Genomic DNA, 14,352 nt, shown 5'->3' with positions numbered 1-14,352 from the left:
CTCAACCGTGGAAATATTCGACGAGTACCGCGACGAGATCTTCGCGGCGTTCTGGACAACCATCCAACTGACGGTGTACTCCGCGGTTGGGGCGCTCATCCTGGGCACGGTGCTGGCCGCGATGCGGCTGGCACCGATCCCGGTGATGAACTGGATGGGGACGGCGTATGTCAACGTGGTCCGCAACACCCCGCTGACGCTCATCATCCTGTTCTGCTCGTTCGGCGTCGGCCAGACCCTGCGGATCACGCTGGTCGACCCCAACTCCCCCACGTCGATCGCCGACAGCAACTTCCGGCTCGCCGTGCTCGGATTGACCGTCTACACCGCGTCTTTCGTGTGTGAGACGATCCGGTCGGGTGTGAACACCGTGCCGCTGGGTCAGGCCGAGGCGGCCCGCTCACTCGGTTTCACGTTCGGGCAGAACCTGCGATACATCCTGCTGCCGCAGGCTTTTCGCGCCGTGATCATCCCGCTCGGGTCGGTGTTGATCGCGCTGATCAAGAACACCACGATCGCCTCGGCCATCGGTGTCGCCGAGGCCGCCCTGCTCATGAAGGCGATGATCGAGAACACCGCCGCGCTGCTGACGGTCGGCACCATCATGGCGCTGGGCTTCATCCTCCTGACGCTTCCGGTGGGCCTGTTGTTCGGCTGGCTGGGGAAGAGACTGGCGGTGGCGCGGTGACCGGAGCATCGGTTCTGTTCGACGCGCCCGGACCGCGCGCGCGGGTACGCAACGGGATCCTGACCGCGGTGTCGGCGGTGATCGGCACACTGGTGGTCGCGTTCGTGCTGTGGCAACTGTGGACCAAGAACCAGTTGACGTCGGAGAAGTGGGAACCGTTCCTCACCGCGAACCTGTGGAAGACCTACGTGTTGCCGGGCGTGCAGGGCACGCTGACCGCGGCCGCGGTGTCGATCGTGCTGGCGCTGGCCCTGGGGCTGGCGCTCGGGGTCGGCCGGTTGGCGCCGATCCGGCCGATCCGCTGGGTGTGCACGGTCATCGTGGAGTTCTTCCGCGCCGTCCCGGTGCTGATCATGATGATCTTCGCGTACTTCTTCTACGCGGCGTACGACGTGTTCCCGTCCAAGCACCTCGCGCTGGCCGGCGTCATCACCGGGCTCACGCTCTACAACGGTTCGGTCATCGCCGAAATCGTCCGCGCCGGTGTGCATTCCCTGCCCCGCGGGCAATCCGAGGCGGCCGCATCGCTCGGCTTGTCGTGGTGGCAGACCATGCGGATGATCCAGCTGCCGCAGGCCATCACCGCGATGCTGCCCGTGCTGGTATCGCAGTTGGTGGTGGTGCTCAAGGACACCGCGATCGGCTACCAGATCACGTTCGTCGAGATGGTGCGGCAAGGCACCGTCATCGGTTCGTCCTACGGCAACTACCTGCCGGCACTGATCGTGATCGCGGTCCTGATGATCAGCGTGAACTTCGCGCTGTCGGCCCTGGCGACACGCATCGAACGCAGGCTGCGCAGATCCACCCGCGGCCCCGCACCCATGCACGCAGAAGCGGTCGAACAGGAGGGCGCGCCGGGTGCCGATGTGCTCACCGGGCAGGCCGACAAGTAACGGATCGCCGCCCCGGTGGTCCCCGGTCACGACGGTGCCGGAGCCGACTCACGACCGCTAGACCCGCCGGCGCTCCCGCTCGTTGGCCAACTCGACGCTGACCACGTCGTAGGCCATCGACTGGTTGTATCCGCGGCGCGCCAGCATGCCCACGAGCCTGCGGGTGACCTTGACGTCGTTTTCCGGTGTGCCGTCGAGACGTTCGCGGCGCAACTTGTCGCGCACCAACTGCTCGGCCCGTTGACGCTCGGCGGCCGGGTCGAGATCGGCCAGAGCCGACGAGATCACCTCGTCGTCCACGCCCTTCTTACGGAGCTCGACAGCCAAGGCGCGCTTGCCTTTTCCGGCGTTGAGGTGGCGTGAACGCACCCACTGCTCGGCGAAGTCCTCATCGTCGATCAGGCCGACCTCGGTGAGCCGGTCGAGAACCCTGGCGCTGACGTCGTCGGGATAGCCGCGCTTGGTCAGCTGGGTTTCGAGCTCGGCCCGGGTACGTGCCCGCACGGTGAGCAGGCGCAGGCAGACGTTCTTGGCCTGCTCCTCACGGGTGCGAGGATCCTGCGCCTGCTCGCCGTCGGGGACGTCCGACGGCTCAGAAGTCAACCGGGGCCGGGAGGACGTCATCGGCTTCAGCGGTCACGACGGCGCCGATACCGAGCTTCTCTTTGATCTTCTTCTCGATCTCGTTGGCGACGTCGGTGTTCTCCAGCAGGAACTTGCGGGCGTTCTCCTTGCCCTGGCCCAGCTGCTCACCCTCGTAGGTGAACCAGGACCCGGACTTGCGGATGAAGCCGTGCTCGACGCCCATGTCGATGAGCGAACCCTCGCGGCTGATGCCCTGGCCGTAGAGGATGTCGAACTCGGCCTGCTTGAACGGCGGGGAGACCTTGTTCTTGACGACCTTGACGCGGGTGCGGTTACCGACCGCGTCGGTGCCGTCCTTGAGCGTCTCGATACGGCGCACGTCGAGGCGGACCGAGGCGTAGAACTTCAGTGCCTTACCGCCCGTGGTGGTCTCGGGCGAGCCGAACATCACACCGATCTTCTCGCGGAGCTGGTTGATGAAGATCGCGGTGGTCCCCGAGTTGTTCAACGCGCCGGTCATCTTGCGCAGCGCCTGGCTCATCAGGCGGGCCTGCAGGCCGACGTGGCTGTCACCCATCTCGCCCTCGATCTCGGCGCGCGGCACCAGGGCGGCGACCGAGTCGATGACGATGATGTCCAGCGCGCCGGACCGCACCAGCATGTCGGCGATCTCCAGCGCCTGCTCACCGGTGTCGGGCTGCGACACCAGCAGCGAGTCGGTGTCCACACCCAGCTTTTTGGCGTACTCGGGATCCAGCGCGTGCTCGGCGTCGATGAACGCCGCGATACCGCCCGCGGCCTGCGCGTTGGCGACGGCATGCAGGGCCACGGTGGTCTTACCCGAGGACTCCGGGCCGTAGATCTCGATGACGCGGCCCCGCGGCAGGCCGCCGATGCCGAGCGCCACATCCAGTGAGATGGAACCGGTGGGGATCACCGAGATCGGCTGGCGCACCTCTTCGCCGAGGCGCATCACCGAGCCTTTGCCGAAATTCTTGTCGATCTGGGCCATCGCCAGTTCGAGGGCCTTTTCGCGATCTGGGGCCTGCTGCGCCATGGTGGTGCCTCTCCGAGTAGTCGTGTCTGACCGGTGTTCCGATCGGTTGGCCGTGACGTTAGAGCAGACCACCGACAAGTCCGGTCGAACTCTTCACCACAGTAGACGAACACCTGTTCGATTCAAGTGGACACGCCGAGCTGTCCGGACCCGCATCGCGGTTTTGCGCCGGACGGCACACGACAGGCCTACCGTGGGAGCATCCCGGGTCCGATCGGACAGCGATGCACGAGATGGCGATAACCCAGAGCGTCGTCGATGCGGTGTGTGAGCACGCGGCGGGACGGCGCGTGCACAGCGTGCGCCTCGAGGTGGGCGCGTTGTGTGCGGTGGTCCCCGACTCGATGCTGTTCTGCTTCGACCTGATCACCGAGGGCACGGCGGCCGACGGCGCGCGGCTCGATCTCGACATCCGCCCCGGCGCCGCCCACTGCCGCACCTGCGGCGCCGACTTCACCCTCGGCGACCTCATCCTGCTGTGCCCGTGCGGCAGCGCCGACGTCGAGGTGACCGCGGGCGCCGAACTCAGGATCCTGTCGATGGAGGTGAGCTGACATGTGCGCAACCTGCGGATGCGGCGGGGCCGACGGCGCCGGTGTCCCGGTCACCCTCGCCGGCGAAGCGCCGCCGCACCACCACGAGCACGATCACGATCACCCACACACCCACGACCACCCGCCCACCGAGACCGTCACGCTCGAACAGCGCGTGCTGGCCAAGAACGACATGCTCGCCCAACAGAACCGCGAATGGCTCACCGCGCGCGGGATCCTGGCGCTCAACATCACGAGTTCGCCGGGGGCGGGCAAGACCACGCTGCTCGAACGCACGATCCGCGATCTCGGGCGTGACCACGCGGTCGCGGTGATCGAGGGCGATCAGGAGACCCTGCTCGACGCCGACCGGATCCGTGCGGCCGGCGCACGCGCGGTTCAGGTCAACACCGGCGCCGGATGCCACCTCGACGCGTCGATGGTGCACCGTGCAATCGACGCACTCGATCCCTCCCCCGGTTCGCTGTTGTTCATCGAGAATGTCGGAAACCTCGTGTGTCCGGCGCTGTTCGATCTCGGCGAGTACCAGAAGGTCGTCGTCATCTCGGTCACCGAAGGCACCGACAAACCCCTCAAGTACCCCCACATGTTCGCCGCGGCCGGGCTGGTGATCCTCAACAAGATCGACCTGCTTCCCTACGTGAACTTTGACATCGAAACCTGTTGTCGCTACGCACGATCGGTGAACCCTGCCGTCACCATCCTGCAGACCTCGGCAACGCGGGGCGATGGTCTCTCGGCGTGGTACGAGTGGTTGGGCGAAAGGATCCATTGACAAAGCCGATCTCGCCGGAGTAAACCGAGTTCCAGCGCTGGAACACACCGCGCGCGTCTTCACTCGGGACGTTGGGACCCCCAGCCCGGGCCCCGGAAAGCTGTGACGTATGCCAACGGAGGCTGCAGTCAAGGCGGAACAGGCACTGATCCATGTGCTTTGGATCAACGCCGGATTGAGTTGTGACGGTGATTCTGTGGCGTTGACTGCCGCCACGCAACCGAGCATCGAGGAGATCGCTCTCGGGGCGCTCCCCGGCCTGCCCAAGATCGCCGTCCACTGGCCCCTCATCGATTTCGAATGCGGGCCCACGGGCGGGGCCGACGATTTCCTCGCCTGGTTCTTCAGAGCCGAACGCGGTGAACTCGACCCGTTCGTACTCGTCGTCGAGGGCTCGATCCCCAACGAGGAGATCAAGAACGAAGGGTATTGGTGCGGGTTCGGTAACGACCCGGCGACCGGGCAACCGATCACCACGAGCGAGTGGCTCGACCGGCTCACCCCGAAGGCCACCGCGGTGGTCGCCGTCGGCACGTGCGCCACCTACGGCGGGATCCATGCCATGGCCGGTAACCCGACCGGCGCCATGGGCGTGCCCGACTATCTGGGCTGGGACTGGAAGAGCAAGGCGGGCATACCGATCGTGTGCGTGCCGGGCTGCCCGATCCATCCCGACAACCTGGCCGAGACCCTGACCTACCTGCTGTACATGGCCACCGATCAGGCGCCCATGATCCCGCTGGACGACGCGCTGCGGCCGAAGTGGCTGTTCGGACAGTCGGTGCACGAGGGGTGCGACCGCGCCGGATACTACGAGCAGGGCGACTTCGCCACCGAGTACGGCTCCCCCAAATGCATTGTCAAACTCGGGTGTTGGGGCCCCGTGGTCAAGTGCAACGTGCCGAAACGCGGGTGGATCAACGGTATCGGCGGCTGCCCCAACGTCGGCGGCATCTGCATCGGGTGCACGATGCCGGGATTCCCCGACAAGTTCATGCCGTTCATGGACGAGCCGCCCGGCGGCAAGGTCTCCACTGCCGCATCGGGTCTCTACGGCTCGGCCATCCGCAGCCTGCGCCACATCACCGGCCGCACCGTGGACAAGGAACCACGGTGGCGGCATCGCGGTACGAAGCTGGAATCCGGGGCCACCCGCACCTGGTAGGTGCCGGCCCGCGCGGGTCGGCTCCGCAGCCACGTCCGCCACCGCCTCGACGCGGTGTCGACATCTCCTCCCCCGCAGCGTCCTTCACGGAAGAAGATCCTGATGACCACCACAGCTCCCAAGCCGTCAGACACCGAACGCGAGCCGGGCCAACTGGTGGAGATGTCGTGGGACCCCATCACACGCATCGTCGGCAGCCTCGGCATCTACACCAAGATCGACTTCGAGAACCGCGAGGTCGTCGAATGCCACAGCACGTCGTCGATCTTCCGGGGCTACTCGCTGTTCATGAAGGGCAAGGATCCGCGGGACGCGCACTTCATCACCAGTCGCATCTGCGGCATCTGCGGTGACAACCACGCCACGTGCTCGTGCTACGCCCAGAACATGGCCTACGGCGTGCAACCGCCCCACGTCGCCGAGTGGATCGTCAACCTGGGTGAGGCCGCGGAGTACATGTTCGACCACAACATCTTCCAGGAGAACCTGGTCGGGGTGGACTTCTGCGAGAAGATGGTCTCCGAGACCAATCCGAGTGTGCTGGCCAAGGCCGAGAACACCGAGGCGCCGCACGCGGGCATGCACGGCTACCGGACGATCGCCGACATCATGCGGGCCCTCAACCCGTTCACCGGCGAGTTCTACCGTGAGGCGCTGCAGGTCAGCCGGTGGACCCGAGAGATGTTCTGCCTCATGGAAGGTCGCCATGTGCACCCGTCCACGCTGTATCCCGGCGGGGTCGGCACCGTGGCGACGATCCAGCTGATGACCGACTACATGACACGGTTGATGCGCTACGTCGAGTTCATGAAGAAGGTCGTCCCGATGCACGACGACCTCTTCGACTTCTTCTACGAGGCACTGCCCGGGTACGAGCAGGTGGGTCTGCGCCGCACGCTGCTGGGGTGCTGGGGTTCGTTCCAGGACCCCGAGCACTGCAACTTCAGCTACCGCGACATGGAGGCCTGGGGCCGCAAGATGTTCGTCACCCCCGGCGTGGTCGTCGACGGCAAGCTGGTCACCACATCGCTGGTGGATATCAACCTCGGCATCCGGATCCTGTTGGGCCACAGCTATTACGACGACTGGGAAGACCAGGAGATGTTCGTCAAGACCGATCCGCTGGGCAATCCGGTGGACCGGCGGCATCCGTGGAATCAGCACACCAACCCCAAGCCGCAGAAGCGCGACTTCGACGAGAACTACAGCTGGGTGATGTCGCCGCGGTGGTTCGACGGCAAGGACCACCTCGCCCTCGACACCGGGGGCGGACCGCTCGCACGGTTGTGGGCGACCGCGCTGGCAGGCCTCGTCGACATCGGCTACGTCAGGTCGACCGGCAACAGCGTGCAGATCAACCTGCCCAAGACCGCGCTCAAGGGACCCGTCGAATTCGAGTGGAAGATCCCGGCCAAGGGCAGCAACACCATCGAACGCAACCGCGCCAGGACGTACTTCCAGGCCTACGCCGCGGCGTGTGCGCTGCACTTCGCCGAGAAGGCACTCACCGAGATCCGCGCGGGCCGCACCAAGACGTGGGAGAAGTTCGAGGTGCCCGACGAGGGCATCGGCTGCGGGTTCACCGAGGCCGTTCGCGGCGTGCTGAGCCACCACATGGTGATCCGCGACGGCAAGATCGCGAACTACCACCCGTACCCACCGACGCCGTGGAACGCCAATCCCCGTGACAGCTACGGCACACCGGGGCCCTACGAGGACGCCGTGCAGGGTCAGCCGATCTTCGAGGAGAACGATCGGGAGCACTTCAAGGGCATCGACATCATGCGCACGGTGCGCAGCTTCGATCCGTGCCTGCCGTGCGGTGTGCACATGTACCTCGGCGGCGGAAAAACCTTGGACCTGCTGCACACTCCGACACAGTCCGCGACCGGGGACTGACGCATGGCGCCCGCCGTCACGCCACTTGCCGACGTTCCCGTTGACACACAGTCCGGCGACGAGGCCCGATGGCGCACGGCGGGTGAGCGGATCGAGAGCCTCCTCGACGCCGCGGCCGGCCCGACCGCGCGGGCCCGCGCCGAGCAGTTGGTGCGCGAGGTCACCGACCTCTACGGCGCCGCGCTGGAACGCATGGTGCGCGCCGCGGTCACGGCCGCACCGGAGCTCGCCGGGACGTTCGCGGCCGACGATCTGGTGGCGAGCCTGCTGTTGGTGCACGGCCTGCACCCGCATCCGGTGCACCGCCGCATCGCCGACGCCCTCGACCGCGTGCGGCCGTATCTCGGTTCCCACGGCGGTGATGTCCGACTGCTCGACGTCGTGCCAGGGGCAGACGGTGCGGTGGCGCGGTTGCGGTTCAGCGGCAGCTGCAAGAGCTGCCCGTCGTCGGCGGCCACCTTGGAGCTCGCGATCTCCGACGCCGTGCTGGCCGCGGCCCCGGAGGTGTCGTCGATCGAGGTGGTGAACGCCGAACCGGAACCTGCTGCCGTGATCCCCGCGCAATCGCTGCTGGCGCGTGTGCACTCCGACGGCAGGCGCCACGTCGAATGGCATGCGGTCCCCGAGCTCGACGGCCTCTCCCCCGGTCAGGTGGGTGGGTTCCGCGTCGACGGAGCCACGGTGATGGCCTGCCGGGTCGGCGACGAATACTTCGCCTACCACGACCGCTGCGCATCGTGCGGCCGCACGTTCGCCGGTGCGGTGCTCACCGGGCAGGTGTTGCGATGCCCGCACTGCGCCACCGGTTTCGACGTGGTCCACGCGGGCCTGTCGGATTCCGCCCAGCTCGAACCCGTGCCGGTCCTGATGCGTGACGGTGTGCCGACGCTGGCCCTGTGGTCCACCGCAGGTGAGGCCGGACCGTGACCGGCCCGCAGGACGTCCTGGCCCGGATCCGCGCGACCCGGGACGTCCGTGGCGGCCCGGCTGCGAGCACCGACGAGTGCTGCGAGATGTGCGCAGAACCGATCGGCGGGCACCACCAGCACGTCGTCAACGTCGAAGGCCGGCAGCTGATGTGCGTGTGCCGGGCCTGCTATCTGCTGTTCACCCACGATCATGCCGAGCTGCGGTACCGCGCCGTGCCGGATCGCTACCTGACGTTTCCGCAATTCGCCCTGGACAGGCGCGAACTGGAGGCGCTGCAGATTCCGGTCGGTGTGGTGTTCTTCATGCGCAACTCCGTCCTCGGACGGGTGGCCGCGTTCTATCCGGGCCCGGCCGGCGCGACCGAATCCGAACTGGACCTCACCGCCTGGCAGGACATCGAGAACGCCGATCCACGGGCCACGCTGCTCGCCGACGACACCGAGGCGTTGATGCTCCGCGTCGACCAGGGCGACGACGAGAACACCGCTCCCGCTTGTCATCTCGTGCCCATCGACACGTGCTACGAGTTCGTGGGGAGGCTGCGGCTGCTGTGGCGCGGCTTCGACGGCGGTCAGGACGTCCGCAGGTACATCGCGGAGTTCTTCGACTCGCTGCGCGAGCGGGGCACGGAGGTGCCGCCGTGACCAGCCTTGGCGCAGATCCGCTCGCGGTCACCTTCGCGGTTCTCGACATCGCGCCGGAACCCTTTGCGGTGACACCGATCCTGACGGCGCGGCTGGGCGTGTCCGCGACGGGTGAAGACCCTGTGCACGCGATCGCGCTGCGGTGTCAGGTTCGCATCGACCCGCTACGGCGCGCCTACACCGACGCCGAGGCCGCCGGTCTACTGGATCTGTTCGGGCCCCGCGACCGCTGGAACACCACGCAGCACACGTTCCTGTGGCAGCACACGGCGGCGATGGTCCCCGGCTTCACCGGCGCCACACAGATCGACCTGGCGTTGAACTGCACGTACGACTTCGAGGTCGCGGCGTCGAAATATCTGCACGCACTGCGGGAGGGCACGGTGCCGCTGCAATTCCTGTTCAGCGGCACCGTGTTCACCCGCGGTGCAGGCGGGCTCGCGGTCCAGCACATCCCGTGGGACCGCGAGGACCACGTCGACATGCCCGTCGCGGTGTGGCAGCTCCTGATGGAGCGGCACTTCCCCCACACCGGCTGGCTGCGGCTGGACCGCGACACCCTCGAGCGGCTCGCCGGGTACAAGACCCAGCGGGGGTTGCTGTCGTTCGACGAAGCGGTCGGCACACTGCTGGCCCGGGAGGACATCCCATGAGCACCGCCACAGAACAGGTCCTCGCAGTCGCCGATGCCGTGCTCTACGAGGGTTACCTGCTGTACCCCTACCGTGGGGATGCGGCCAAGAACCAGTGCCGTTGGCAGTGGGGCGTTCTGGGGCCCGAAGGCGCCGAATCCGCCGGGATCGGCGAGAACAGCTCGATGTCCGCACAGCTCCTCGTCCGCGGCGACGGCCGCGGACGGCTCTCGGTGACGGTCCGTTTCCTGCAGCTGCAGCACAGGTCGGCCGAGCGCCGCCACCTCGACGACGCCGCGCGCGAAAGTTTCGTCCCCGTCGACGAACTCGTGTCCACCGCGGGCTCATGGCTGAGCTGGGACGAGGCCGTCGCGCAGCAGGTCACCCTCGGCCCGTTCGATGTCGATGATCTCACGACTTCGCGAACGCACCCGATCACCGTCGAAGGCGGCCGCGAGATCGAGACCGTCGAGGGCGGGCGTCTGGTTCGCACCCGCCGGGCCCTGTGCGGTGAACTGCTCCTTCGGGCCGAACCCGACGGCGACCTGTTCCGGGTGACGATGACGGTGCGCAACCGCGCCGCTCCGGTCGAGGACAGGCAGAGCGCGACCGCGGTGTCGTTCCTCGGCACCCACCTGATCGCCGAGATCGACGACGGCGAGTTCGTGTCACTGCTCGAACCGGATGATCGCGCGGCCGAAGCAGTGTCGCGGTGTGAGCGGCACCGCTGCTTCCCGGTTCTGGCCGGGCCCGACGGGACCCGAGATCTCATGCTGGTCTCACCGATCATCCTCTACGACCACCCCCAGATCGCCGCGCAGAGCCGGGGCGCCCTGTACGACTCGTGCGAGATCGACGAGATCCTCACCCTGCGCGTGATGGCGCTGACCGACGAGGAGAAGCTGCTGGCGCGCGCGACCGACCCGCTCGCCGCGCAGATCATCGACCGGTGCGACGCCATGTCCGCCGAGGCGATGCTCGACCTGCACGGCGTACTGCGCACCACCGACGATGAGCGGTCCAGCCTGCTCCCGGAGGTCCCCGACGGCGTGCCGTGGTGGGATCCGCTGGCGGACAACGCCGTCGACCCGGCGGTCGATGCCGTGCTGGTCAACGGTGTCGCGGTCAGCCGCGGCTGCCGGGTGCGGCTGCATCCGTCTCGCCGCGCCGACGCACAGGATCTGTTCTTCGACAACCGGATCGCCTGGGTGGCCTCCATTCACGAGGACGTCGACGGCGAACGGCATGTCGGTGTGGTGCTCGACGACGATCCGGCGGCCGACCTGCACGACTGGTACGGCCGTTACCTGTACTTCGCGCCGGACGAAATCGAACCCATATGAGCGGACGCAGTGAGAGGAGTGCCAGATGGAAGCAGTCGGGTGGGCCGCGGTCGTCGTCGTCGCGGCCGTGGTGGTCGCGGGCGTGGTGGTCGGAGTTCGTTCGATACCGGACGCGCAGCGGTATCTGAAGATGCGGCGTATGTGAGGAGTGACGATCACGCACTCGGTCCTGGTGGCCGGCATCGGCAACATCTTCCTCGGTGACGACGGGTTCGGTCCCGAGGTGCTGCGCCGTGTGCCACCGGACGTGGCTGCCGCGGGTGTCCGTCTGTGCGACTACGGAATCCGCGGGCTGCACCTGGCGTACGACCTGCTCGAGGGCTGGGACCTCCTGGTGCTGGTCGACGCCCTGCCGTGTCGCGTCCGGCCCGGGACCCTACGCGTCTTCGAGGCCGACCCCATGGACACGACCCCCGGCCTCGATGCGCACGCCATGGATCCCGCGGCCGTGTTCGCGACCGTGCGCGCCCTCGGCGGCGCCGTGCCGCCCACGGTCGTGATCGGTTGTGAGGTGGGCAGTGTCGCCGAAGGCATCGGACTGTCCGACGCGGTCGCCGCCGCCGTCCCCGCTGCGGTCGAGGCGATCAGATCCGCGGTGGCAGATCACCGGACCCCGGTGCGGAGGACCTGACATGTGCCTGGGAATTCCCGGACGGGTGGTCCGGATGCTCGACGGCTACGGCGGACAACTCGCCCTGGTCGACGTCGCGGGTGAGCATCGCAAGGTCAATGTCGGCATGCTGCCCGAGGAGACGTTCGCCGAAGGCGACTGGGTGGTCATCCACATGGGTTTCGTCGTCGAGAAGACCGACGCCGCCGGGGCGCAGGCCGCGCTGGAGGGCCTCGAACTGATGGGACGCGGTCGGCCCGACTCCCTCGGGGGTGCGCCGTGACCGCGCGCCTGCGGCTCCGCATCGACGTGCACGGCGTCGTCCAGGGGGTCGGGTTCCGTCCGTTCGTCTACACCACGGCCGCGGCGATGGGCCTGACCGGGCACGTACGCAACGACAGTTCCGGTGCGATCATCGAGATCGAGGGTGACGAGGGCGATCTCGAGCGGTTCCTGCAGCGGCTGCACGACGGCCCTCCCCCGCTCGCGGTGATCGAGTCCGTCGAGGTACGGCGCATCACGACCGTGGGCGGCACGGGCTTTCGCATCACCGACACCTCACGTGCCGATGGTGGGCGCACCCTGGTGTCACCGGATGTCGCGATGTGCCGGGACTGCGCCGCCGAGCAACGGGATCCGGCCAACCGCCGCCATCGCCACGCATTCATCAACTGCACGAACTGCGGGCCGCGGTTCACGATCATCGCGTCGTTGCCGTACGACCGCGCGAGCACCACCATGGCCGGCTTCCCGATGTGCACCGAGTGCGCCCGCGAATACCGCGATCCGGACGACCGGCGGTTCCACGCGCAACCGGTGTGCTGCCCGAACTGTGGGCCCACGCTGCGCTTGCTCACCACAGAGGGTGAACACGCCACCGGTGAACACGCGCTGCAGCGCGCGCGGCAACTGCTGGCCACCGGCGGCATCGTCGCGGTCAAGGGCATAGGCGGTTACCACCTCGCGTGCGATGCCGCAAACCGCGTGAGCGTCGCCGAACTCAGACACCGGAAACGCCGGGGTGACAAGCCGTTCGCGGTGATGGTGGCCGAACTCGCCACCGCACGCGCGGTCGCCGAGGTCGGCGACGTCGCGGCGCGCCTGCTGTGCGGACCGCAGCGTCCCATCGTGCTGATACCACGCCGGTCCGAGACCCTCGTCTGCCCCGAGGTTTCCCCACACAACCCCGATCTGGGCGTGATGCTGGCCTACAGTCCGCTGCACGCCCTGCTGTTCGGGCTTCCCGGTGACCCGCCGGGACCTGCAGCGCTGGTCATGACCTCGGCCAACCTCAGCGGCGAACCGATCTGCTTCGCCGACGACGATGCGCTGCAACGTCTGTCGGGCCTCGCCGACGCATGGTTGACACACGACCGCGCGATCCTGGTGCCGTGTGACGACTCCGTGGTCCGCGTCGTCGACGACGACGAGGTCTCCGAGATGGCGATCCGCCGGTCCCGCGGCTACGCGCCGCTGCCGGTGGCGTTACCGGTCCCGGTCGTGCCGACGCTGGCGGTGGGCGCCGATCTCAAGAACACCGTCGCCGTCGGCGACCACGAGTACGCGTGGCTCAGCGGCTACATCGGCGACATGGACGATCTCGCCGCGCTGTCGGCTTTCGACCGCGCGGTGACGCACCTGCAGGCACTCACCGGCACCACGCCGCGCATGCTCGCCGCCGACGCGCACCCGGGATACCGTTCGACGGCCTGGGCACACCGCAACGCCGGGGGCCGGCCGGTGCGGTCGGTGCAGCATCACCACGCGCACATCGCGGCGGTCATGGCCGAGCACGGCTTGGACGGGTCAGCGCGCGTGCTCGGTATCGCGTTCGACGGCACCGGTTTCGGGTCCGACGGCGCGGTGTGGGGCGGCGAGGTCCTGCTCGCCGACTACAAGGGTTTCGAGCGCATCGCCCACCTCGCGTATGTGCCGCTCGCGGGCGGTGACGTGAGCGTGCGGCGGCCCTACCGGATGGCGCTGTCGCATCTGTGGGCGGCAGGCATCCCGTGGGATGCCGACCTGCCACCGGTTCGGGCGTGTCCCGAGGGCGAACGCCGCGCGCTGTGCGGCCAACTGAACACCGGAACGGGCTGTGTACCCACGTCGAGCATGGGCCGCCTGTTCGACGCCGTCTCGGCGTTGATCGGGGTACGCCAGACCGTCGACTACGAGGCGCAGGCCGCGATCGAACTGGAGGGGCAGGCACGTCACACCCCTACCGGCGCAACGGCGTACGCCTTCGCGATGTACACGGACCGCCGACCGGTGACCTTCGATGCGGCGCCCGTTCTCGCCGCGGTGATCGCCGACCTGCGGGCACACGTGCCACCCGCGGTCATCAGTGCGCGCTTCCACCAGGCCGTCGCGGACCTCGTCGTCGACCTCGCGCGTCTGGCCGCGGGTGGTCCCGTCGCGCTGACCGGCGGCGTGTTCCAGAACGCGCTGCTGCTCCGGTTGACGCTGGCGGGCCTGCGCGACAGCGGGATCCACGCGCTCACCGCCTGCCGGGTACCACCCAACGACGGCGGCCTCGCGCTGGGACAACTGCTCGTCGGGAACGCGGGGTAGCGC

The 14,352-nt window shown here is 67.9% G+C and carries 16 protein-coding genes; 14 read left to right on the top strand and 2 right to left on the bottom strand.

Going from position 1 to position 14,352, the window contains the following annotated elements; translation table 11 throughout:
• The first annotated feature begins 7 nt into the window (after nt 1–7).
• Nucleotides 8–688 carry an amino acid ABC transporter permease gene (locus tag AT701_RS13715; RefSeq protein ID WP_058126021.1) on the top strand — a complete coding sequence of 227 codons (681 nt, stop codon included), beginning with the start codon at nt 8–10 and terminating at the stop codon, nt 686–688.
• Nucleotides 685–1,584, top strand: a complete 900-nt coding sequence (locus AT701_RS13710) for an amino acid ABC transporter permease (protein WP_011728545.1) — start codon at nt 685–687, stop codon at nt 1,582–1,584. Before AT701_RS13715 ends, AT701_RS13710 begins: the two co-directional genes overlap by 4 nt.
• A 57-nt stretch (nt 1,585–1,641) precedes the next feature.
• On the opposite strand, the gene recX is transcribed toward AT701_RS13710, so the two are convergent.
• The gene (recX, locus tag AT701_RS13705; RefSeq protein ID WP_003894108.1) at nt 1,642–2,208 is read right to left on the bottom strand and encodes a recombination regulator RecX; all 567 of its coding nucleotides are present in this window, start codon (nt 2,206–2,208) and stop codon (nt 1,642–1,644) included.
• Complete coding sequence (gene recA / locus AT701_RS13700; protein ID WP_003894107.1) at nt 2,177–3,226, bottom strand: recombinase RecA; 1,050 nt, start codon at nt 3,224–3,226, stop codon at nt 2,177–2,179. Before recA ends, recX begins: the two co-directional genes overlap by 32 nt.
• Before the next feature lie 224 nt (nt 3,227–3,450).
• On the opposite strand from recA, the gene AT701_RS13695 reads away from it, so the two are divergent.
• The 12 genes from AT701_RS13695 to hypF all read left to right on the top strand — a co-directional run bounded on the left by AT701_RS13695 (nt 3,451) and on the right by hypF (nt 14,349).
• Entirely contained in the window at nt 3,451–3,780 is a 330-nt protein-coding gene (locus AT701_RS13695; protein WP_003894106.1) for a hydrogenase maturation nickel metallochaperone HypA/HybF, read from the top strand.
• A gap of 1 nt (nt 3,781) precedes the next feature.
• Nucleotides 3,782–4,555 (top strand): hydrogenase nickel incorporation protein HypB, encoded by a 774-nt coding sequence (gene hypB, locus AT701_RS13690; RefSeq protein WP_058126020.1) that lies wholly within the window; start codon nt 3,782–3,784, stop codon nt 4,553–4,555.
• Nucleotides 4,556–4,664: 109 nt separating this feature from the next.
• A complete protein-coding gene (locus AT701_RS13685) occupies nt 4,665–5,720 on the top strand; it encodes an NADH-quinone oxidoreductase subunit B family protein (RefSeq protein WP_011728543.1) in 1,056 nt (351 codons plus the stop codon).
• A 102-nt stretch (nt 5,721–5,822) separates the two neighbouring features.
• On the top strand, nt 5,823–7,619 hold the full coding sequence (locus AT701_RS13680; protein ID WP_003894103.1) for a nickel-dependent hydrogenase large subunit: 1,797 nt from the start codon (nt 5,823–5,825) through the stop codon (nt 7,617–7,619).
• Between the two features lie 3 nt (nt 7,620–7,622).
• Entirely contained in the window at nt 7,623–8,546 is a 924-nt protein-coding gene (locus AT701_RS13675; protein WP_058126019.1) for a NifU-related iron-sulfur-binding protein, read from the top strand.
• Nucleotides 8,543–9,193, top strand: coding sequence for a DUF5947 family protein (locus tag AT701_RS13670; protein ID WP_058126018.1), 651 nt, complete (start codon nt 8,543–8,545; stop codon nt 9,191–9,193). Before AT701_RS13675 ends, AT701_RS13670 begins: the two co-directional genes overlap by 4 nt.
• On the top strand, nt 9,190–9,846 hold the full coding sequence (locus tag AT701_RS13665) for a DUF6084 family protein (protein WP_011728541.1): 657 nt from the start codon (nt 9,190–9,192) through the stop codon (nt 9,844–9,846). Before AT701_RS13670 ends, AT701_RS13665 begins: the two co-directional genes overlap by 4 nt.
• Nucleotides 9,843–11,168 carry a hypothetical protein gene (locus AT701_RS13660; RefSeq protein ID WP_058126017.1) on the top strand — a complete coding sequence of 442 codons (1,326 nt, stop codon included), beginning with the start codon at nt 9,843–9,845 and terminating at the stop codon, nt 11,166–11,168. The genes AT701_RS13665 and AT701_RS13660 overlap by 4 nt, the downstream gene beginning before the upstream one ends.
• A gap of 25 nt (nt 11,169–11,193) precedes the next feature.
• Complete coding sequence (locus AT701_RS36130) at nt 11,194–11,313, top strand: DUF6893 family small protein (RefSeq protein ID WP_003894098.1); 120 nt, start codon at nt 11,194–11,196, stop codon at nt 11,311–11,313.
• Between the two features lie 3 nt (nt 11,314–11,316).
• A complete protein-coding gene (locus tag AT701_RS13650; RefSeq protein WP_003894097.1) occupies nt 11,317–11,799 on the top strand; it encodes a hydrogenase maturation protease in 483 nt (160 codons plus the stop codon).
• 1 nt (nt 11,800) lies between these two features.
• The gene (locus AT701_RS13645) at nt 11,801–12,061 is read left to right on the top strand and encodes a HypC/HybG/HupF family hydrogenase formation chaperone (protein WP_058126016.1); all 261 of its coding nucleotides are present in this window, start codon (nt 11,801–11,803) and stop codon (nt 12,059–12,061) included.
• Nucleotides 12,058–14,349, top strand: a complete 2,292-nt coding sequence (hypF, locus tag AT701_RS13640; protein ID WP_058126015.1) for a carbamoyltransferase HypF — start codon at nt 12,058–12,060, stop codon at nt 14,347–14,349. The genes AT701_RS13645 and hypF overlap by 4 nt, the downstream gene beginning before the upstream one ends.
• Nucleotides 14,350–14,352: the final 3 nt, after the last annotated feature.

This window comes from Mycolicibacterium smegmatis, assembly GCF_001457595.1.
Taxonomy (GTDB): Bacteria; Actinomycetota; Actinomycetes; order Mycobacteriales; family Mycobacteriaceae; genus Mycobacterium; species Mycobacterium smegmatis.
This window is presented reverse-complemented; position numbering and strand designations above follow the sequence as displayed.

Coding starts and splice junctions, on each gene's coding strand:
- hypB (WP_058126020.1), top strand. CDS start 3,782: ATGTGCGCAACCTGCGGATGCGGCGGGGCCGACGGCGCCGGTGTCCCG.
- recX (WP_003894108.1), bottom strand. CDS start 2,208: ATGACGTCCTCCCGGCCCCGGTTGACTTCTGAGCCGTCGGACGTCCCC.
- AT701_RS13660 (WP_058126017.1), top strand. CDS start 9,843: ATGAGCACCGCCACAGAACAGGTCCTCGCAGTCGCCGATGCCGTGCTC.
- AT701_RS13645 (WP_058126016.1), top strand. CDS start 11,801: ATGTGCCTGGGAATTCCCGGACGGGTGGTCCGGATGCTCGACGGCTAC.
- AT701_RS13675 (WP_058126019.1), top strand. CDS start 7,623: ATGGCGCCCGCCGTCACGCCACTTGCCGACGTTCCCGTTGACACACAG.
- AT701_RS13695 (WP_003894106.1), top strand. CDS start 3,451: ATGCACGAGATGGCGATAACCCAGAGCGTCGTCGATGCGGTGTGTGAG.
- AT701_RS36130 (WP_003894098.1), top strand. CDS start 11,194: ATGGAAGCAGTCGGGTGGGCCGCGGTCGTCGTCGTCGCGGCCGTGGTG.
- AT701_RS13685 (WP_011728543.1), top strand. CDS start 4,665: ATGCCAACGGAGGCTGCAGTCAAGGCGGAACAGGCACTGATCCATGTG.
- AT701_RS13680 (WP_003894103.1), top strand. CDS start 5,823: ATGACCACCACAGCTCCCAAGCCGTCAGACACCGAACGCGAGCCGGGC.
- recA (WP_003894107.1), bottom strand. CDS start 3,226: ATGGCGCAGCAGGCCCCAGATCGCGAAAAGGCCCTCGAACTGGCGATG.